Origin of the sequence: Pseudomonas sp. B22(2017), assembly GCF_002113105.1 — a bacterium.
GTDB classification, from domain to species: domain Bacteria; phylum Pseudomonadota; class Gammaproteobacteria; order Pseudomonadales; family Pseudomonadaceae; genus Aquipseudomonas; species Aquipseudomonas asiatica.
Genome location: NZ_NEJN01000016.1, coordinates 51649 through 69914, shown reverse-complemented (window position 1 = coordinate 69914; position 18266 = coordinate 51649). Strand labels below are relative to the sequence as shown.

General features: G+C 64.1%; 15 protein-coding genes. 11 read left to right on the top strand and 4 right to left on the bottom strand.

Features of this window, described 5'->3' with window-relative positions:
- Window positions 1–46 precede the first annotated feature (46 nt).
- From tcyJ to CAG18_RS23710, 9 genes are all read left to right on the top strand, one after another.
- The gene (tcyJ, locus tag CAG18_RS23750) at window positions 47–841 is read left to right on the top strand and encodes a cystine ABC transporter substrate-binding protein (protein WP_015268587.1); all 795 of its coding nucleotides are present in this window, start codon (window positions 47–49) and stop codon (window positions 839–841) included.
- A complete protein-coding gene (tcyL, locus tag CAG18_RS23745; protein WP_003255849.1) occupies window positions 838–1506 on the top strand; it encodes a cystine ABC transporter permease in 669 nt (222 codons plus the stop codon). The genes tcyJ and tcyL overlap by 4 nt, the downstream gene beginning before the upstream one ends.
- A gap of 2 nt (window positions 1507–1508) precedes the next feature.
- A complete protein-coding gene (gene tcyN, locus CAG18_RS23740) occupies window positions 1509–2267 on the top strand; it encodes an L-cystine ABC transporter ATP-binding protein TcyN (RefSeq protein ID WP_013970435.1) in 759 nt (252 codons plus the stop codon).
- Window positions 2268–2643: 376 nt separating this feature from the next.
- Window positions 2644–3885 (top strand): SfnB family sulfur acquisition oxidoreductase, encoded by a 1242-nt coding sequence (locus tag CAG18_RS23735; RefSeq protein WP_085721691.1) that lies wholly within the window; start codon window positions 2644–2646, stop codon window positions 3883–3885.
- A gap of 134 nt (window positions 3886–4019) precedes the next feature.
- A complete protein-coding gene (locus tag CAG18_RS23730) occupies window positions 4020–5201 on the top strand; it encodes an SfnB family sulfur acquisition oxidoreductase (RefSeq protein ID WP_085721690.1) in 1182 nt (393 codons plus the stop codon).
- On the top strand, window positions 5201–6592 hold the full coding sequence (locus CAG18_RS23725) for an LLM class flavin-dependent oxidoreductase (RefSeq protein ID WP_085721689.1): 1392 nt from the start codon (window positions 5201–5203) through the stop codon (window positions 6590–6592). The genes CAG18_RS23730 and CAG18_RS23725 overlap by 1 nt, the downstream gene beginning before the upstream one ends.
- Window positions 6585–7385, top strand: a complete 801-nt coding sequence (locus CAG18_RS23720; protein WP_054573381.1) for a MetQ/NlpA family ABC transporter substrate-binding protein — start codon at window positions 6585–6587, stop codon at window positions 7383–7385. Before CAG18_RS23725 ends, CAG18_RS23720 begins: the two co-directional genes overlap by 8 nt.
- 1 nt (window position 7386) lies before the next feature.
- The gene (locus CAG18_RS23715) at window positions 7387–8496 is read left to right on the top strand and encodes a methionine ABC transporter ATP-binding protein (RefSeq protein ID WP_085721688.1); all 1110 of its coding nucleotides are present in this window, start codon (window positions 7387–7389) and stop codon (window positions 8494–8496) included.
- The gene (locus CAG18_RS23710) at window positions 8486–9130 is read left to right on the top strand and encodes a methionine ABC transporter permease (RefSeq protein WP_085721687.1); all 645 of its coding nucleotides are present in this window, start codon (window positions 8486–8488) and stop codon (window positions 9128–9130) included. Before CAG18_RS23715 ends, CAG18_RS23710 begins: the two co-directional genes overlap by 11 nt.
- A gap of 331 nt (window positions 9131–9461) precedes the next feature.
- Here the strand turns inward: CAG18_RS23710 and dibA are convergent, their stop codons facing one another.
- Window positions 9462–11357 (bottom strand): phosphodiesterase DibA, encoded by a 1896-nt coding sequence (gene dibA, locus CAG18_RS23705; protein ID WP_085721686.1) that lies wholly within the window; start codon window positions 11355–11357, stop codon window positions 9462–9464.
- A 146-nt stretch (window positions 11358–11503) separates the two neighbouring features.
- On the opposite strand from dibA, the gene desA reads away from it, so the two are divergent.
- Both desA and CAG18_RS23695 read left to right on the top strand, forming a co-directional pair.
- On the top strand, window positions 11504–12688 hold the full coding sequence (gene desA, locus CAG18_RS23700; RefSeq protein ID WP_085721685.1) for a delta-9 fatty acid desaturase DesA: 1185 nt from the start codon (window positions 11504–11506) through the stop codon (window positions 12686–12688).
- Between the two features lie 100 nt (window positions 12689–12788).
- On the top strand, window positions 12789–13817 hold the full coding sequence (locus CAG18_RS23695; RefSeq protein WP_023662094.1) for a sensor domain-containing diguanylate cyclase: 1029 nt from the start codon (window positions 12789–12791) through the stop codon (window positions 13815–13817).
- 130 nt (window positions 13818–13947) lie between these two features.
- On the opposite strand, the gene CAG18_RS23690 is transcribed toward CAG18_RS23695, so the two are convergent.
- The 3 genes from CAG18_RS23690 to gabD form a co-directional block, all read right to left on the bottom strand.
- Window positions 13948–15207 carry a response regulator gene (locus CAG18_RS23690; protein WP_085721684.1) on the bottom strand — a complete coding sequence of 420 codons (1260 nt, stop codon included), beginning with the start codon at window positions 15205–15207 and terminating at the stop codon, window positions 13948–13950.
- 136 nt (window positions 15208–15343) lie between these two features.
- Window positions 15344–16621 carry a 4-aminobutyrate--2-oxoglutarate transaminase gene (gene gabT / locus CAG18_RS23685; protein ID WP_085721683.1) on the bottom strand — a complete coding sequence of 426 codons (1278 nt, stop codon included), beginning with the start codon at window positions 16619–16621 and terminating at the stop codon, window positions 15344–15346.
- Window positions 16622–16804: 183 nt separating this feature from the next.
- Entirely contained in the window at window positions 16805–18247 is a 1443-nt protein-coding gene (gene gabD / locus CAG18_RS23680) for an NADP-dependent succinate-semialdehyde dehydrogenase (protein WP_015268576.1), read from the bottom strand.
- Window positions 18248–18266: the final 19 nt, after the last annotated feature.

The following is an 18266-nucleotide window of genomic DNA, read 5'->3' as shown; positions in this document are numbered from 1 at the left end:
CTATAGTCGCCACCCACTACTTACACAACAAGCGCGGGGCTCTGAAATGTCGAAATTCGCCAAACCGCTACTCAACGCCAGCCTGGCACTCCTGCTGGGTGCCGGCCTGCTCAGTCAGGCCTTCGCTGGCGAGCAGCTCAAGACCATCCAGGAAAAAGGCGTGATCAACGTCGGCCTCGAAGGCACCTACCCACCGTTCAGCTTCCAGGACGAAAACGGCAAGCTGACCGGCTTCGAAGTGGAACTGTCCGAACTGCTGGCCAAGGAGCTGGGGGTAAAGGCCAAGGTGCAGCCGACCAAGTGGGACGGCATCCTCGCCGCACTGGAATCCAAGCGCCTGGACGTGGTGATCAACCAGGTGACCATTTCCGAAGAGCGCAAGAAGAAGTATGACTTCTCCGAGCCTTACACTATCTCCGGCATCCAGGCGCTGATCCTGAAGAAGAAGGCCGAGCAGCTGAACATCCACAAGGCCGCAGACCTGGCAGGCAAGAAGGTCGGTGTAGGCCTGGGTACCAACTACGAGCAATGGGTCAAGAAGGACGTGCCGCAAGCCGATGTACGCACCTATGAAGACGACCCGAGCAAATTCGCCGACCTGCGCAACGGCCGTATCGACGCCATCCTGATCGACCGCCTGGCCGCGCTGGAATACGCGCAAAAAGCCAAGGACACCGAACTGGCCGGCGATGCCTTCTCGCGCCTGGAAAGCGGCGTGGCCCTGCGCAAGGGTGAACCGGAACTGCTGGCAGCGATCAACAAGGCGCTGGACAAGCTCAAGGCTGACGGCACGCTGGCCAAGCTGTCCGAGAAATACTTCGGTGCCGATGTCACCAAATGATCGCTGAAAGCCTGCAACTCGTTGTCGACTCCGCGCCCTTCCTGCTGAAGGGCGCGGGCTATACAGTGCTGCTCAGTGTTGGCGGCATGTTCTTTGGCCTGGTGCTGGGCTTTGCCCTGGCACTGATGCGGTTGTCGAAGATATTGCCCCTGAACTGGCTGGCGCGGGTCTACGTGTCGTTCTTCCGCGGCACGCCGCTGCTGGTGCAGCTGTTCGTCATCTACTTCGGCATGCCGCAGATCGGCATCGAACTCGACCCGATCCCGGCTTCGCTGATCGGCCTGTCGCTGAACATGGCCGCCTACATCTGCGAAATCCTGCGCGCGGCGATTTCCTCGATCGACCGTGGCCAGTGGGAAGCCGCCGCCAGTATCGGCATGACCCGCGTCCAGGCCATGCGCCGGGCGATCCTGCCCCAGGCCTTGCGCACCGCACTGCCGCCGTTGGGCAACAGCTTCATCTCGCTGGTGAAGGACACTGCCCTGGCGGCAACCATCCAGGTGCCCGAGCTGTTCCGCCAGGCCCAGCTGATCACCGCACGCACCTTCGAAGTGTTCACCATGTACGTGGCGGTGGCGGTCATCTACTGGGTGTTGTGCAGCATCCTCGCGCACTTCCAGAACCGCATGGAAGCGCGAGTCAACCAGCATGACCAGGAGCATTGAGCATGATTGAAGTCAAAGGCCTGACCAAGCGGTTCAAAGGCCAGACCGTGCTCAACGGTATCGACCTGACCGTACAGCCCGGCGAAGTGGTGGCCATCATCGGCCCCAGCGGCTCGGGCAAGACAACCTTCCTGCGTTGCCTGAACCTGCTGGAAACACCCGATGCCGGGCAGATCCAGATTGGCGATATCAGCATCGACGCCAACCGCCCGCTGGGTGGGCAGCAAAGTGCGATTCGCCGCTTGCGCCAGCAGGCCGGGTTCGTGTTCCAGAACTTCAACCTGTTCCCTCATCGCACCGCCCTGGAAAACGTGATCGAGGGGCCGGTGATCGTCAAGAAGACGCCCCGCGAGCAGGCGATCGAACTGGGCCGGCGCCTGCTGGCCAAGGTCGGCCTGGCCGGCAAGGAAGACGCCTACCCGCGGCGCCTGTCCGGTGGCCAGCAACAACGGGTGGCCATCGCCCGCGCCTTGGCCATGGAGCCGGAGGTGATCCTGTTCGACGAGCCGACCTCGGCGCTGGACCCCGAACTGGTGGGTGAAGTGCTGGCGACCATCCGCGGCCTGGCCGAGGAGAAGCGCACCATGATCATCGTTACCCACGAGATGAGCTTTGCCCGCGATGTGGCGAACCGGGTGATCTTCTTCGACAAAGGCGTGATCGTTGAGCAGGGCGAGGCCAAGGCGCTGTTTGCGGCGCCGAAGGAAGAGCGTACCCGGCAGTTCTTGCGCAAGTTCCTCGGTACTGCTGCTTCCGAATAGGCACGCACATACACAGATCCCTGTAGGAGCGGCCTTGTGTCGCGACGGGGCGCGCTGCGACCCCAGGCTTTCAGCTTCACCGCCGAGATTGCCGGGGCTGCTGTGCAGCCCTTTCGCGACACAAGGCCGCTCCTACACCGATCGCGCCGGCCTGGAACAGACACTCTCCCCCTTCCATCTATACATATTCCAAAAAGTTAGTTCATAAACTTTTTATAAAGCATTAGGGTATATAAACCGGACCACCGGACCAGCACACATCTGTCGCGATCAGCTGTTAGCGACATAATTCATTTGTGAGGTCAGGAATGGTCAGGATCACGATCACCCCAGTGCGGAACGCCAGGGCATTGAGTGCAGCCAAGGAGCGGTACTGATGTCCAGCCAACCCGATACCCAATTCCACAGCGATCTCGACAGCTCGCCCCTGCTGCTGCCGGCCAAAGTTCTACGCAACGACACCGAAGCCCTGCAAGCAGCCCGCGAACTGGCCGAGGTCGCCCGCGAGCAGGCCGCCCGCCGCGACCAGCAACGCAAACTGCCATGGGCCGAGATCGAACTGTTCACCCGCAGCGGCCTTGGCAGCATCAGCGTACCCAAGGCACATGGCGGCCCGGAGGTGTCGTTCGAGACCGTGGCTGAAGTGTTCCGCCTCATCAGCGCCGCCGACCCGGCCCTGGGGCAGATCCCGCAGAACCAGTTCGGCATGCTGCAACTGTTGCGCCTGACTGCCACCGAGGCGCAGCAGGCGGTGATCTTCCGCAGCGTGCTCGATGGCTGGCGCATCGGCAATGCCGGCCCCGAACGCGGCACCAAGGACACCCTGACCCTCAAGGCCAGGATCACCCGCGTCGGCGACAGCTATCGCATCAGCGGCGAGAAGTTCTATTCCACCGGCGCCCTGTTCGCCCACTGGGTGGCGGTCAAGGCACTGGACGACCATGGTCGCCAGCGCCTGGCATTCGTCCGCCGAGGCAGCCCGGGGCTGCGCATCGTCGATGACTGGTCCGGTTTCGGGCAGCGCACCACTGCAAGCGGCACCGTGCTACTCGACCAGGTCCCGGTGGATGCCGACCTGGTGATCGACAACTGGCGCCAGCGCGACATTCCCAACATCCAGGGCGCTGCCTCGCAGCTGATCCAGGCGGCGATCGATGCTGGCATTGCCGAAGCAGCGATCGAGGACGCCATCAGCTTCGTGCGCGAAAAGGCCCGGCCATGGATCGAAGCCAAGGTCGACCGCGCCAGCGACGACCCTTACGTAATCGCCGACATCGGCCGCTTGAAGCTCGAGCTGCACGCCGCCGAAGCCCTGCTGCGCAAGGCCGCGCAGGTCCTCGACGAGGTCAACGCCGAGCCAATCGATGCAGCAAGCGCAGCGCGGGCCTCGATCGCGGTGGCCGAGGCCAAGGTGCTGACTACCGAGATTGCCCTGCAGGCCAGCGAAAAGCTGTTCGAGCTGGCCGGCAGCCGCGCCACCCTCGCCGAGTTCAACCTCGACCGCCACTGGCGCAATGCCCGGGTGCACACCCTGCATGACCCAGTGCGCTGGAAGTACCACGCAGTTGGCGCTTACCACCTCAACGGCACCTTGCCTGCACGGCATTCCTGGATCTGATTTGTGGGCCTTGGGGCTGCTTTGCAGCCCATCGCGACACAAGGCCGCTCCTACAAGGGATCGCGTACCTCCTGTAGGAGCGGCCTTGTGTCGCGATGGGCCGCAGAACGGCCCCGAGGCCCCGGAGAAACACCATGACTACAAACATCATCACCAGCGACACCGAAGCCCTGAACGTCGCCGAAGAAGTCGCCCGACACCTGCGCCGCGACAGCGCCCTGCGCGACCGCGAGCGCCGTCTGCCGCACGCCGAACTGGAACTGTTCACTCGCTCCGGCCTGTGGGCCATCAGCGTACCCAAGGCCTTCGGCGGCGCCGGCGTGTCCAACATCACCCTGGCCAAGGTAATCGCCCGCATCGCCCAGGCCGACGGCTCGCTAGGGCAGATCCCGCAAAACCATTTCTACGGCCTGGAAGTCCTGCGGGTAAACGGCACACCCGAACAGCAACAGCGCTTGTACGCCGAAGTACTGGCGGGCAACCGCTTCGGCAACGCCCTGGCCGAACTGGGCACCAAGACCGCCAACGACCGCACCACGCGCCTGTCCCGCGACGGCGATGGTTTTCGCATCAACGGCCGCAAGTTCTACTCCACCGGCGCCATATACGCCCAGCGCATTCCCACTTCGGTGGTCGATGAGCAGGGCGTGCAGCACCTGGCCTTCGTCCCGGCCGACAGCCAGGGCCTGCAGGTGATCGACGACTGGAGCGGCTTCGGCCAGCGCACCACCGGCAGCGGCTCGGTGGTGTTCGATAACGTGTATGTCAGTGCCGCCGACGTGGTGCCGTTCCAGAGCGCCTTCGAACGCCCCACCCCGGTCGGCCCGCTGGCGCAGATCCTTCATGCCGCCATCGACACCGGCATCGCCCGCGCCGCATACGAAGATGCCCTGCACTTCGTGCGCACCCGCAGCCGCCCCTGGGTCGACTCCGGCCTGGACAAGGCCAGCGATGACCCGCTTACGCTGAAGAGTTTCGGCCATCTGGCGATCCGTCTGCACGCCGCCGAAGCCTTGCTGGAGCGCGCGGGCGAATATCTGGACCGCGCCCGCGACGACAGCACTGCCGAAAACGTGGCCGCCGCCTCCATCGCGGTGGCCGAGGCCCGCGCCATCAGCACCGAGATTTCCCTCGCGGCCGGCACCACCCTGTTCGAACTGGGCGGCAGCCAGGCCACACTGGCCGAACACAACCTTGACCGCCACTGGCGCAACGCCCGCGTGCACACCCTGCACGACCCGGTGCGCTGGAAGTACCACGCCATCGGCAACTACTACCTCAATGATGCCAACCCACCACGCCGGGGGACCATCTGATGGCCAAGCAGATCCTGCTCAATGCTTTCAACATGAACTGCATCGGGCACATCAACCACGGCCTGTGGACCCACCCACGGGACACCTCGACCCAGTACAAGACCCTGGACTACTGGACCAGTCTGGCGCGGCTGCTGGAGCGCGGCTTGTTCGACGGGCTTTTCATCGCCGACATCGTCGGCACCTACGACATCTACGGCCAGTCGCTGGACGTCACCCTCAAGGAGTCGATCCAGCTGCCGGTCAACGACCCGCTGCTGCTGGTCTCGGCCATGGCCGCCGTCACCCGCCACCTGGGCTTCGGCCTTACCGCCAACCTCACCTACGAAGCGCCGTACCTGTTCGCTCGCCGCCTTTCCACCCTGGACCACCTGAGCCATGGCCGAGTGGGCTGGAACATCGTCACCGGCTACCTCGACAGCGCCGCCCGGGCCATGGGCCTGGCGCAGCAACCCGAGCATGACCGCCGCTACGACCAGGCCGACGAGTACCTGCAGGTGCTGTACAAGCTGCTGGAAGGCAGCTGGGCTGACGATGCCGTGGTCGCCGACCGCCAGCAGCGCGTCTATGCCAGGCCCGACAGGGTGCGCAAGGTCAACCACCAGGGCGAGTTCTACAAGGTCGACGGCTACCACCTGTGCGAACCCTCACCGCAGCGTACACCGGTACTGTTCCAGGCCGGCAGCTCGCAGCGTGGCCTGGCCTTCGCCGGCAACCATGCCGAATGCGTGTTCATCAGTGGCCAGGACAAGGCCGCCACCCGCGCCCAGGTCGACAAGGTGCGCGCCGCCGCCCAAGCCGCTGGCCGCGACCCGCAAGCGGTCAAGGTGTTCATGGGCATCACGGTGATCGTCGCCGCCACCGAGCAGCAGGCCCAGGCCAAGCATGCCGAGTACCTGCGCCATGCCAGCGCCGAGGCCGGGGTCGCGCACTTCGCAGCGTCCACCGGCATCGACTTCGCCGCCTACGCCCTGGACGAGCCGATTGCCTTCAGCCAGGGCAACGCCATCCAGTCGGCCACGCGCCAGTTGCAGGACAACGTCTGGACCCGCCGGCGCCTGCTGCAGCAGCACGCCCTGGGTGGCCGTTACGTGACCCTGGTCGGCGCGCCCGAGCAGGTGGCCGAACAGCTGATCGCCTGGGTCGATGAAACCGGTCTGGACGGTTTCAACCTGACCCGCACCGTAACCCCGGAAAGCTTCGAAGACTTCATCGACCTGGTCATCCCGCAGTTGCAACAGCGTGGCCGCTACAAGACCGCCTATGCCGAAGGCACCCTGCGCGAAAAACTGTTCCAGGCCGACCACCCGCATTTGCCCGCCGACCACCCTGGCTCGGCCTACCGCTTTACCTCTACCCCTGCCCCGACTGGAGCCCTGCACCATGCTTGATAAATTGTTCCGGCCCGTCGCGGCCATTGCCCTCTCCCTCGGTCTGTCCGCCAGCGCGCTGGCTGCCGAACCGCTGAAGATCGGCACCACCTCGGCCTTTGCCATCCCGCTGGAAGCCGCAGTGGAAGAAGCGCACAAGCAAGGCCTTGAAGTGAAGCTGGTCGAGTTCAGCGACTGGATCGCACCCAATGTCAGCCTCAATAGCGGCGACATCGACGTGAACTACTTCCAGCACATCCCGTTCCTGGAAAACGCCAAGGCAGCCGCAGGCTTCAACCTGGTGCCCTACGCCCCGGGCATCATCAACAACGTCGGCCTGTACTCGAAAAAGTACAAGAGCTTCGCCGACCTGCCCGAAGGCGCCAGCGTGGCCATCGCCAACGACCCGATCAACAGCGGCCGTGGCCTGCAGCTGCTGGCCAAGGCCGGGCTGATCACCCTCAAGCCGGGGGTCGGCTACAAGGCCACCGAGGACGATATCGTCGCCAACCCGAAAAAACTGAAAATCCTTCAGGTCGAGGCCGTACAGCTGGTTCGCGCCTATGACGACGCCGACCTGGTGCAGGGCTACCCGGCCTACATCCGCCTGGCCAACAGCTTCGACGCCGGCTCCGCACTGCTGTTCGACGGCCTGGAGAACAAGGAGTACGTGATCCAGTTCGTCATTCGACCGCAAAGCAAGGACGACCCACGCCTGGCCAAGTTCGTCGACATCTACCAGCACTCGCCAGTGGTGCGCGCAGCCTTGGACAAAGCCCACGGCAAGCTCTACCAGGCCGGTTGGGAGGGCTGACATGAGCCAGGCCAGCGCGCTGCGGGCGCCCACCACACAACCACTGCCGCCAACGGCCAGGGAGCAGGCCCTGCGCCCGGAGGTCAATGAAGCCCACGTGCGCTTCATCGGCCTGGGCAAGACCTACCCGGGCCAGGCGCAACCGGCCTTGCAAGGCATCGACCTGAACATCCGCCATGGCGAGATCTTCGGCATCATCGGCCGCAGCGGCGCCGGCAAGTCATCGCTGCTGCGCACCATCAACCGCCTGGAGCAACCCAGCCAGGGCCGGGTGCTGATCGACCAGGTGGACATCGCGCCCTTCGACGAGGACCACCTGGTAGCCCTGCGCCGGCGTATCGGCATGATCTTCCAGCACTTCAACCTGATGTCGGCCAAGACCGTGTGGCAGAACGTCGAGCTGCCCCTCAAGGTGGCCGGCGTGGCCAAGGCGGAGCGCCAGCGCAAGGTACGCGAACTGCTGGAGCTGGTCGGCCTGCGGGAAAAGCACCACGTGTACCCGGCGCAGCTGTCCGGCGGGCAGAAGCAGCGCGTGGGCATTGCCAGGGCGTTGGTGCATGACCCCGAGATCCTGCTGTGCGACGAGGCCACCTCGGCGCTGGACCCGGAGACCACTGCTTCCATTCTCGAACTGCTGCGCGACATCAACCAGCGCCTGGGCCTGACCATCGTGCTGATCACCCACGAGATGGCGGTAATCCGCGATATCTGCCACCGGGTGGTGGTGCTTGAACGTGGAGAAGTGGTCGAGCAGGGTGAGGTCTGGCGGGTGTTTGGCTCACCACGCCACGAAGTCACCCGTACCCTGCTGGCACCGTTGCAAGCCAGGTTGCCAGCCGCGCTGCAAGCCAGCCTGCGGGCCAACCCGGCAAGCCGCGACAGTGCCGTGGTGCTGAGGCTGACCCTGCTCGGCGAGCCCGAACTGTCTGCCCTGTTCAACGACCTTGGCGGCCGCGTACGCCTGCTGCAGGGTGGTGTGGAAACCATTGGCGAGCATGCCCTGGGGCAGCTGATCCTGTCGGTGCAGCACTCACCGCACGACACCCATCAATTGCTGGAGCGCGCCCGCCGCTGGGCTGAGGACGTGGAGGTACTGGGCCATGTGGTTTGATCGCCTGCTGGAAGGTTTGCTCGATACCCTGCTGATGGTCGGTGTGTCGTCGCTGATCGCCCTGCTGGTGGGGGTACCGATGGCGGTGCTGCTGGTCACCAGCGACAAGGGCGGGATCTTCGAGGCGCCGCTGCTGAACCGGGTGCTGGGTGCATTCGTCAACCTGTTCCGCTCGATCCCGTTCCTGATCCTGATGGTCGCGCTGATCCCCTTCACCCGCTTGGTAGTGGGTACCACGTATGGCGTGTGGGCGGCAGTGGTGCCACTGACCATTGCCGCCACTCCGTTCTTCGCGCGGATTGCCGAGGTCAGCCTGCGCGAAGTCGACCACGGCCTGGTGGAGGCTGCACAGGCCATGGGCTGCCGGCGCTGGCACATCGTCTGGCACGTGCTGCTGCCCGAGGCGCTGCCGGGAATTGTCGGGGGCTTCACCATTACCCTGGTGACCCTGATCAACTCCTCGGCCATGGCCGGAGCGATCGGTGCCGGGGGCTTGGGGGATATCGCCTACCGCTATGGCTACCAGCGCTTCGACAGCCAGATCATGCTGACCGTGATTGCCATGCTGGTGGCGTTGGTGGCGTTGATCCAGTTGGGTGGCGACCGGTTGGCGAAAGGCTTGAGCAAACGATAGTTCGGGGGCCGCTGCGCGCCCCATCGCCGGCAAGCCAGCTCCCACAGGGCCAGCGCTGCCCTCCAGCCTTGTGAGTACTTGTGGGAGATTACCCAGCCCTTTTGGGCTGCGCTGTCGCGCAGAGAACAAATATCGCTCGTCTGAGGCGGCCTTTGTAGGAGCAGCCTTGTGCTGCGAAGAGGCCGGTACAAGCAACAGACAGGCTTTGTCAGTACCGGCCTCTTCGCAGCACAAGGCTGCTCCTACAGAACCTCGCCGAACCAATGAGTCATGTGTTGTTCTATGAGAGCTGGCTTGCCGGCGAAAGGGCCGCAAAGCGGCCCCGGCGATCTCAACCCCAGCCCAAATCCCCGGCAGGCACCGGCCGCCCGAACCAGTACCCCTGCCCAAGCTGACACCGCTCATGCAGCAGGAAGCTGGCCTGCTCGGCCTGCTCGATGCCCTCTGCATGCACTTGCATGCCCATGCTGCGGGCCAGGGCGATGATCACCCGGACGATCGCGATATCGTCCTCATCCAGCGGCAACCCGGCAACGAAGCCTTGGTCGATCTTCAGCTTCTGCACCGGCAAGCGCTTGAGCCGCAGCAGCGATGAATAACCAGTGCCAAAGTCGTCGATAGCCAAGGTCACCCCCAGCTCGCGCAGGCGATGCAACTGCTCCAGCGCCACCTCCGGGTCCTCCATCACTGCGCTCTCGGTCACCTCCAGCTCCAGCAAGGCCGGGGCCAGGCCGGTGTCGTCCAGCACCTCGGCCACCTGCTGGTACAGCTCGTGCTGGCCAAACAGGCGGCTGGAAATGTTCACCGCCACGAATGCCAACTGCCGCCCTTCACCCTGCCATCGCACCATCTGCCGACACGCCTGGCGTAGTACCCAGGCGTCGATCTCGGCAATCAGCCCGGTACGCTCGGCAATCGGGATGAATTCGCCCGGTGGAACCAGGCCGCGCTCAGGGTGCTGCCAACGCACCAAGGCTTCGACGCCGACCTGGCGGCCGGTCGCCAGGTCGTGCACCGGCTGGTAGAACACCCGCAGCTCGTCCTGCTCCAAGGCTCGGCGCAGCTCGCCGGCGGTTTCGACCCGGTGTTGGGCGTGAGCGGTCAGTTCTTCGGTGTACAGCGCATAGCAGGCCCGCCCGTTGCTCTTGGCCTTGTACAACGCCGAGTCGGCATTGCGCAGCAACTGCTCGGCACTCAAGGCATCGCTGGGGAACAGGCTGATGCCCACGCTGACGCTGATGAACAGGCGGTGACCGTCGAACTGGAACGGCTCGCGCATGCGCTCGATGATGCCCTGCGCCAGCTTGCCCGCCTGGCCAACCTCATGGCAGTTTTCCGCCAGCACGCCAAATTCGTCGCCCCCCAGGCGCGCCAGGGTCACGCCGCTGCGCAGCACCTCTGCCAGGCGCTCGCCCACCAGCTTCAGCAACTGGTCGCCAATGGTGTGGCCAAGGCCGTCGTTGATGCTCTGGAAATGGTCCAGGTCCAGCAACAGCAGGGCACAACCACGCTTGTTGGCCTGGGCTGCGGCCAGCGCCTGCTCGACCCGGTCGTTGAACAGCAGGCGGTTGGGCAGGTCGGTCAGCGGGTCGTGGTGAGCCAGGTAGGCCAGTTCCTGTTCAGAATGCTTGATCGCGCTGATGTCGCTGAACACCGCCACGTAATGGCTGAGCTCGCCTTGATCGTCGCGGATGGCGCAAATGGTCTGCCATTGCGGGTAGATTTCACCGCTCTTGCGCCGATTCCATATTTCGCCGCTCCACTCGCCCTTTTCCGCCAGAGTGGCGAAGATCTGCTGGTAGAACGCCAGGCCATGGCGGCCCGACTTGAACTTGTTCGGGCGCTGGCCGATGACCTCGTCCTGCTGGTAGCCGGTGATACGCATGAAGGCACGGTTGACGTGCACGATCAGGCCATGGCGGTCGGTCACCAGCACGCCTTCGAGGGTGCTGTCGAACACTGCCGCAGCCATGCGCAGGCGTTCACGGTCTTCACCACGCATACGCGCGCCAACACCGATGAAGTCGAGCAGCCGCACCCGCGACACATAGATCAGAAAGGCGCTGAGCAGCACCCAGACCACCACGTTGATCTGCCGGCCCACGGTCAGTGCCAGGGGGTCGTCGGTCATGCCGTGCAACACCACCTCGGCCAGCGTCAGCCAGAGGATCGAGAGCACCACATACAGCGCGGCCATGCGCAAGGCGTCGCGAACGGAAACAGACATGTCGGGTGCAATTGCCCATGAAAAATGATGGGGCATTATAAAGGCTGAAACATGTCGTGACTTCCTATCTGAATGGGTAACTGTATTTATTTCCTGCCCAAGGGATAATCAGCCCCTCCTCCTGCATTCCGAGGGTATTTACACCTATGTGGTACAACGGCCTGCTCGACTTGTCGGCCTGGCAACTGGTCGGCATTACCCTGCTGATGACCCACGTGACCATCGTCAGCGTCACGGTCTACCTGCACCGTTACTCCGCGCACCGGGCCCTGGAGCTCAATGGCGCGCTCAAGCACTTCTTCCGTTTCTGGCTGTGGCTGACCACGGCGCAGAACACCCGCGAATGGACTGCCGTCCACCGCAAGCACCACGCCAAATGCGAAACCCCCGACGACCCCCATAGCCCGCTGTACAAGGGCCTGGGCACGGTGCTGCGCAAGGGTGCCGAGCTTTACCGGGAAGAGGCGCGCAACCCCGAAACCCTGCGCATCTATGGCAAGAACTGCCCGGACGACTGGATCGAGCGCAACCTCTACTCGCGCTACAAGCTGGGCGGCATCGCGCTGATGGCGGTGATCGACCTGCTGCTGTTCGGCACCATCGGCATCACCATCTGGGCAGTGCAGATGATGTGGATTCCGTTCTGGGCCGCCGGCGTGGTCAACGGCCTGGGCCACGCTCTCGGCTACCGCAACTTCGAGTGCCGCGACGCCGCGACCAACCTGGTGCCGTGGGGCATAGTCATCGGTGGCGAAGAGCTGCACAACAACCACCACACCTACCCCAACTCGGCCAAGCTGTCGGTCAAGCGCTGGGAGTTCGACATGGGTTGGGCGTGGATCCGCCTGTTCTGCCTGCTGCGCCTGGCCAAGGTACAGCGCGTGGCGCCCATCGCCCACCGGGTGGCAGGCAAGGCCAGCCTGGACATGGACACCGCCATGGCCATCCTCAACAACCGCTTCCAGATCATGGCCCAGTACCGCAAGCTGGTGATCGGCCCGCTGGTCAAGCAGGAGCTGGCCCGCGTCGATGCTTCGCTGCGTCACCACTTCCGCCGCGCCAAGCGCCTGTTGTCGCGCGAGACCAGCCTGCTGGAAGACCGTCACCATGTGCGCATCGAGTCGATGCTCGCCCACAGCCAGGCGCTGAAGACCATCTACGAAAAACGCCTGGCCCTGCAGCAGATCTGGGCGCGCACCAGCGCCAACGGCCACGACATGCTGGCCGCCATGAAGGACTGGGTACACGAGGCGGAAACCAGCGGCATCCACGCCCTGCGGGACTTCGCGGCACAGCTGAAGACGTACTCCCTGCGCCCGACCAGCGCCTGACCGCCGTTGATCGGCACGCCCATTTGGCCGGGCGTGCCGTCCGGAACTTCGCCCTCTCGTTTACACTCATATCTGGCACATCGCCCGCGTGGCGGGCCAGATGCTGGCCGCACGCTTTCACGCCGAGATCTGCTCCGTGCACATGGCCAAGAACATTCCGACGACACTGCCCGGCACCCCGCCTCCGGAAGCCGCCCAGACCTTGCTTGCGCTGTTCCACGCCCAAGGCGAGGTTGCCCGCCTGAGCGAGCGCGAACAGCTGTTCAGCTCGCTGCTCGACAGCGTCAATGCGGTGCTATGGGCCTTCGACTGGGAAACCCGTCAGGTGCTGTACGTCAGCCCCGCCTACGAACGCATCTTCGGCCGCCCGGCCAGCCTGGTGCTGGCCGACTACAACGAGTGGCGAGACAGCATCTACCCCGACGACCTGGAGTTCGCCGAGCGCAGCCTGGCCCAGGTACTGCTCAAGGGCTCGGTGGAAGACCGCGAGTACCGCATCCTCAATGCCGACGGCCAGCTGCGCTGGCTGAGCGACAAGTGCTACATCAACCAGCAACGCGATGGCGACCGGGTGATCATCGTCGGCATCGCAGAAGACATCACCGAGAAGAAGCAGCTCGAAGGTGAGCTGCAGCGCCTGGCCACCACCGACGTGCTGACCCAGAGCAGCAACCGCCGGCACTTTTTCGAATGCGCCCAGCAAGCCTTCGACAGCGCCCGCGAAGACGGTACACCACTGGCCTTCCTGCTGCTGGACATCGACGACTTCAAGCGCATCAACGACAGCTACGGTCACCAGGAAGGCGACCAGGTGTTGCAGCAGATCGCCGACAGCGGCAAGGCCGTGCTACGCCGAGGTGACCTGTTCGGGCGCATTGGTGGCGAGGAATTTGCGGCAGTGTTCCCCGGCTGTAGTGCCCAGGTCGCGGAGCAGATTGCCGAGCGCTTGCAGCGGCAGATCCAGCGGCTGAGCTTCAGCCATGGGGAGCAGACCTACGGGGTGACGGTGAGCCAGGGGGTGACCGGGCTGACTGACGAGGATGTGGCGCTGGACAGCCTGTATGCCCGGGCCGATGCGGCGATGTACCAGGCCAAGCGGCAGGGCAAGAACCAGATCGTCCGCGGCTGAGCTCTGGGGGTGCTCTGCACCCCAATCGCCGGCAAGCCAGCTCCCACAGGTACGGCGCAATCCTCCAGCCTTGTGCAGTACCTGTGGGAGCTGGCCTGCCGGCGATGGGCCGCAAAGCGGCCCCAAAATCTCAGCTGGAAACCTCGGCCTCAGCCACCGGCGGCTCTTCCTGCGGCTTCACCTCCGGGTTCTCCACCTTACGCAACCGCCTCAGCTCCGGCAGGCCAAGCTTGAGCAGGCGCGCCGTCTTGCTGCTGGCCACCTTCTCCAGCCCCTGCTCGGCCGACAGCCGCGACAACTGCCCGGCCAGGTTCATGGCCAGGATCTCCCGCGAGTAAACCCCGCCGCCCAGCTGGTATATCGCCGCGATCAACTCGCGCAAGCCCAGGGGCAACCGCCAGCGCGTACGCAGCGCCGAGCCGAACGCCGCACCGAACTCATTGAGCGACAGCTGCACCTGGTCCTCATCCAGCTCGCCCCCGGCCAGCCGCCATTCCTGCAGGCAGCGCAGCACCGCCAGGTCGCCCAGGCAATGCAGCAACCCCGCGCAATAACAACGCCCTTCGTCCAGCTCGAGCATGCGTGCCAAGGTGCGGCCATATTCGGCAGCGTGCAGCGACAACTCCCAGTAGCGGGCAGCATGCTCCGCCAGCAGCGGGTCGCTGAGGCGAGCGCTGCGCTTGAGGGTCATGCCCAGGATCAGGTTCATGCTCTGGGTGCTGCCAAGCTTGTTCAAGGCCTGCAGCAGCGTCTGCACTGGTGCTTCGCGGTGCAGCGCTGCGCTGTTGGCCGCCGCAATCAGCACGGCTGTGATCTGCGGGTCGCCCTGCACTTCCTCTTCGAGCACTCTCAGGTTCAGGCCCTGGGGGTTGAGCGCGCGCTTGATCGCCACCTGCACATCGGCCAGCAGCGGCCCGCCATCGGCGGTAGCGCGACGCTGCTCGAGGTAGGCCGGCAGGCTGGCACCTGGCTGCAAGGCCGGCACCGGGCAGGCGATTTCTTCGCCAACCGCCAGCAGCAGCTCTTCCAGGCGCTTGCGAAGAGTTTCCAGGTTCAGCGGCTTGCTCAGGTAGGCAGTGGGGTGCAGGGGCAACGCCTCATGCACACTGGCACTGTCAATGCGGTTGCTCATGAGGATGAACGGCAACCTCGAGCCTTTGGCGCGTACCTTGCGCAACAGGTCGAGCCCATCGACACCTGCCAGTTCGCGCGCGGCGATGATCAGGTCAGGCTTGCTCGACAGCGCGCTCAAGGCCTGCGAGCCGTCGGCGCAGAGCTGCAGGCGGGCATCACAGCGCACGCTCAGCAGCATTTCGCTGAGCATGTCACGTACCCAGGGGTCGCCCTCGACAATAAGTACGCTTGGTGGGGTGGGGTCTGCAGCGTTCATCGCCAACTCCTGAATAGCCCTGCCACACAGTCCGTCGCAGCTTCCTGAGCAAATCCTCCGACAACGATAGCGCCCCAAGGCTTTCCTGGGCACAAAAAAAACCCGCCGAAGCGGGTTTTTTCTGAAGCACGTCACATCAGGCGAGTTCAGCGAAGCACTCTTCGATGATAGCCAGGCCTTTGTCCAGCAGAGCATCTTCTGCGGTCAGCGGAACCAGGATACGCAGAACGTTGCCGTAGGTACCGCAGGACAGCAGGATCAGGCCCTTCTCGCGAGCCTTGGCGACAACCTGGCCAACGGCAGCTGCGTTCGGGGTGTGAGTGCCTTTCTCGAAGACTTCGACAGCGATCATCGAGCCCAGACCACGGACGTCGCCGATGATCGGGTACTTCTTCTGAATTTCGCGCAGGCCGGTGGTCAGGCGCTCACCCACAGCTTTGCTGCGGTCCAGCAGTTTCTCTTCTTCGAACACTTCGATCACGGCCAGGGCCGCGGCGCAAGCGATCGGCGAACCGGCGTAGGTGCCACCCAGGCCGCCAGGAGCAATGGCGTCCATGTATTCGGCCTTGCCGCACACACCGGCCAGCGGGAAGCCGCCAGCGATGGATTTGGCGAAGGTGGTCAGGTCAGGCGCAACGCCCATCTGTTCCATGGCGAAGAAGGTGCCAGTACGGCCAGCGCCGGTCTGTACTTCGTCGGCGATCAGCAGGATGCCGTGCTGGTCGCACAGGGCGCGCAGGCGCTTCATCAGCTCTTTCGGCGCTGGCAGGAAGCCGCCTTCGCCTTGTACCGGCTCGAGGATGATCGCGGCGATGTCGCGCGGCTCGGCGTCGTTCTTGAAGATGCGCTCGACCGAGGCGATGGCGTCGTCAACGCTGATACCGTGCAGTTCGCTAGGGAACAGAGCGCGGAAGATGCCACCTGGCATCAGGCCCATGCCAGCGGAGTACGGCACGACCTTGCCGGTCAGGCCCAGGGTCATCATGGTACGGCCGTGGTAGCCGCCGGTGAAGGCGATTACGCCAGCGCGGCCAGTGGCGGCACGGGCGATCTTGACGGCGTTCTCAACGGCTTCGGAACCGGTGGTGACCAGCAGGGTCTTCTTGTCGAAGTCGCCTGGGACCAGCTTGTTGATCTTTTCGCACAGCTCTACATAGGGTTCGTAGGCCAGCACCTGGAAGCAGGTGTGGCTGACCTTGGTCAGCTGCTCTTGCACGGCCGCAACCACTTTCGGGTGCAGGTGGCCGGTGTTCAGTACTGCGATGCCGCCGGCGAAGTCGATCAGTTCGCGGCCTTCAACGTCGATCACGGTCGAGTTCTTCGCGGTATCGACGAAGATCGGGTGGATCTGGCCAACGCCACGTGGGACGGCGGCTACACGACGTTGCATCAAGGATTCGTTGGTCTTGCTCATAATGCCCTCATTGCGCCGGTCTGGAGTGGCGCTTTTATTCGGGGGTGGCTGGGAGTGCTCGCGAACAGTATTCGTTGATCGACTGCCGTGAACGCCCTGGCCACCAGGTACTGCGATGTAAAAAAGGCCAGCGAGACGTCGCTCTCGCGCCCCGCTGGCAGAGGTAAAGCCTTTACCGTGCTATCAGACGCTGATGCACAGGTATTTGATTTCGAGGTAGTCCTCGATACCGTACTTGGAACCTTCGCGGCCCAGGCCCGAAGCCTTGATGCCACCGAACGGTGCCACTTCGTTGGAGATCAGGCCGGTGTTGATACCTACCATGCCGTATTCCAGGGCTTCGGCAACACGGAACACACGGCTCATGTCGCGGGCGTAGAAGTACGAGGCCAGGCCGAACTCGGTGTCGTTGGACATGGCGATCACTTCGGCCTCGTCCTTGAAGCGGAACAGCGGCGCCAGCGGGCCGAAGGTCTCTTCCTTGGCGACGGCAGCGGTCTTCGGTACGTCGACCAGAATGGTCGGCTCGAAGAAGTTGCCTTCGATGATCTTGCCACCGGACAGTACCTTGGCGCCTTTGCCAACGGCGTCTTCGATGTGTTCCTGGACCTTGGCGACAGCCTTGCCGTCGATCAGCGGGCCAGTGGTGGTGCCTTCTTCCAGGCCGTTACCGATCTTCAGCTTGGCAACAGCGGCGGCCAGCTTCTGGGCGAACGCGTCGTAGACGCCGTCCTGCACGTAGATACGGTTGGCGCAGACGCAGGTCTGGCCGTTGTTGCGGTACTTGGAGATGATCGCGCCCTCGACCGCCTTGTCCAGGTCGGCGTCGTCGAACACGATGAACGGGGCGTTGCCACCCAGCTCCAGGGAAACCTTCTTGATGTCCTTGGCGCATTCTTCCATCAGCTGGCGACCGATTTCGGTCGAGCCGGTGAAGGACAGCTTGCGGACCAGGGAGTTGCCGGTCAGTTCACCGCCAACTTCGCCAGCGCTGCCGGTAACCACGCTCAGCACGCCAGCCGGGATGCCGGCACGGTGGGCCAGCTCGACCAGGGCAAGGGCGGAGTATGGGGTCTGCGAGGCAGGCTTGAGCACCATGGTGCAGCCGGCGGCCAGGGCCGGGCCGGCTTTACGGGTGATCATGGCGGCCGGGAAGTTCCACGGGGTGATGGCCGCGGTAACACCGATTGGCTGCTTGATGACGATCAGGCGCTTGTCTGGCTGGTGGCCCGGGATGGTGTCACCGTAGACACGCTTGGCTTCCTCGGCGAACCACTCGATGAACGAGGCAGCATAGGCGATTTCGCCCTTGGCTTCGGCCAGCGGCTTGCCTTGTTCGGTGGTCATCAGGCGAGCCAGGTCGTCCTGGTTCTCGATCATCAGTTCGAACCAGCGACGCAGCTTGGCCGAACGCTCCTTGGCGGTCAGGGCACGCCAGGCCGGCAGAGCCTTGTCGGCGGCTTCGATGGCGCGGCGGGTTTCCGCGGTGCCCATCTTCGGCACGGTACCGATGACTTCACCAGTGGCCGGGTTGGTGACCTTGATGGTCTGGCCGTTGTCCGCATCCAGCCACTCACCATTGATGTAGGCTTGCTGGCGGAACAACTGAGCGTCTTTGAGCTGCATGTCGGCTTCCCGAATTGTT

What these genes read in the sequence shown, in the direction of transcription:
- tcyJ (WP_015268587.1), top strand. Translation starts at nt 47, where the DNA reads ATGTCGAAATTCGCCAAACCGCTACTCAACGCCAGCCTGGCACTCCTG.
- tcyL (WP_003255849.1), top strand. Translation starts at nt 838, where the DNA reads ATGATCGCTGAAAGCCTGCAACTCGTTGTCGACTCCGCGCCCTTCCTG.
- tcyN (WP_013970435.1), top strand. Translation starts at nt 1,509, where the DNA reads ATGATTGAAGTCAAAGGCCTGACCAAGCGGTTCAAAGGCCAGACCGTG.
- CAG18_RS23735 (WP_085721691.1), top strand. Translation starts at nt 2,644, where the DNA reads ATGTCCAGCCAACCCGATACCCAATTCCACAGCGATCTCGACAGCTCG.
- CAG18_RS23730 (WP_085721690.1), top strand. Translation starts at nt 4,020, where the DNA reads ATGACTACAAACATCATCACCAGCGACACCGAAGCCCTGAACGTCGCC.
- CAG18_RS23725 (WP_085721689.1), top strand. Translation starts at nt 5,201, where the DNA reads ATGGCCAAGCAGATCCTGCTCAATGCTTTCAACATGAACTGCATCGGG.
- CAG18_RS23720 (WP_054573381.1), top strand. Translation starts at nt 6,585, where the DNA reads ATGCTTGATAAATTGTTCCGGCCCGTCGCGGCCATTGCCCTCTCCCTC.
- CAG18_RS23715 (WP_085721688.1), top strand. Translation starts at nt 7,387, where the DNA reads ATGAGCCAGGCCAGCGCGCTGCGGGCGCCCACCACACAACCACTGCCG.
- CAG18_RS23710 (WP_085721687.1), top strand. Translation starts at nt 8,486, where the DNA reads ATGTGGTTTGATCGCCTGCTGGAAGGTTTGCTCGATACCCTGCTGATG.
- dibA (WP_085721686.1), bottom strand. Translation starts at nt 11,357, where the DNA reads ATGTCTGTTTCCGTTCGCGACGCCTTGCGCATGGCCGCGCTGTATGTG.
- desA (WP_085721685.1), top strand. Translation starts at nt 11,504, where the DNA reads ATGTGGTACAACGGCCTGCTCGACTTGTCGGCCTGGCAACTGGTCGGC.
- CAG18_RS23695 (WP_023662094.1), top strand. Translation starts at nt 12,789, where the DNA reads ATGCTGGCCGCACGCTTTCACGCCGAGATCTGCTCCGTGCACATGGCC.
- CAG18_RS23690 (WP_085721684.1), bottom strand. Translation starts at nt 15,207, where the DNA reads ATGAACGCTGCAGACCCCACCCCACCAAGCGTACTTATTGTCGAGGGC.
- gabT (WP_085721683.1), bottom strand. Translation starts at nt 16,621, where the DNA reads ATGAGCAAGACCAACGAATCCTTGATGCAACGTCGTGTAGCCGCCGTC.
- gabD (WP_015268576.1), bottom strand. Translation starts at nt 18,247, where the DNA reads ATGCAGCTCAAAGACGCTCAGTTGTTCCGCCAGCAAGCCTACATCAAT.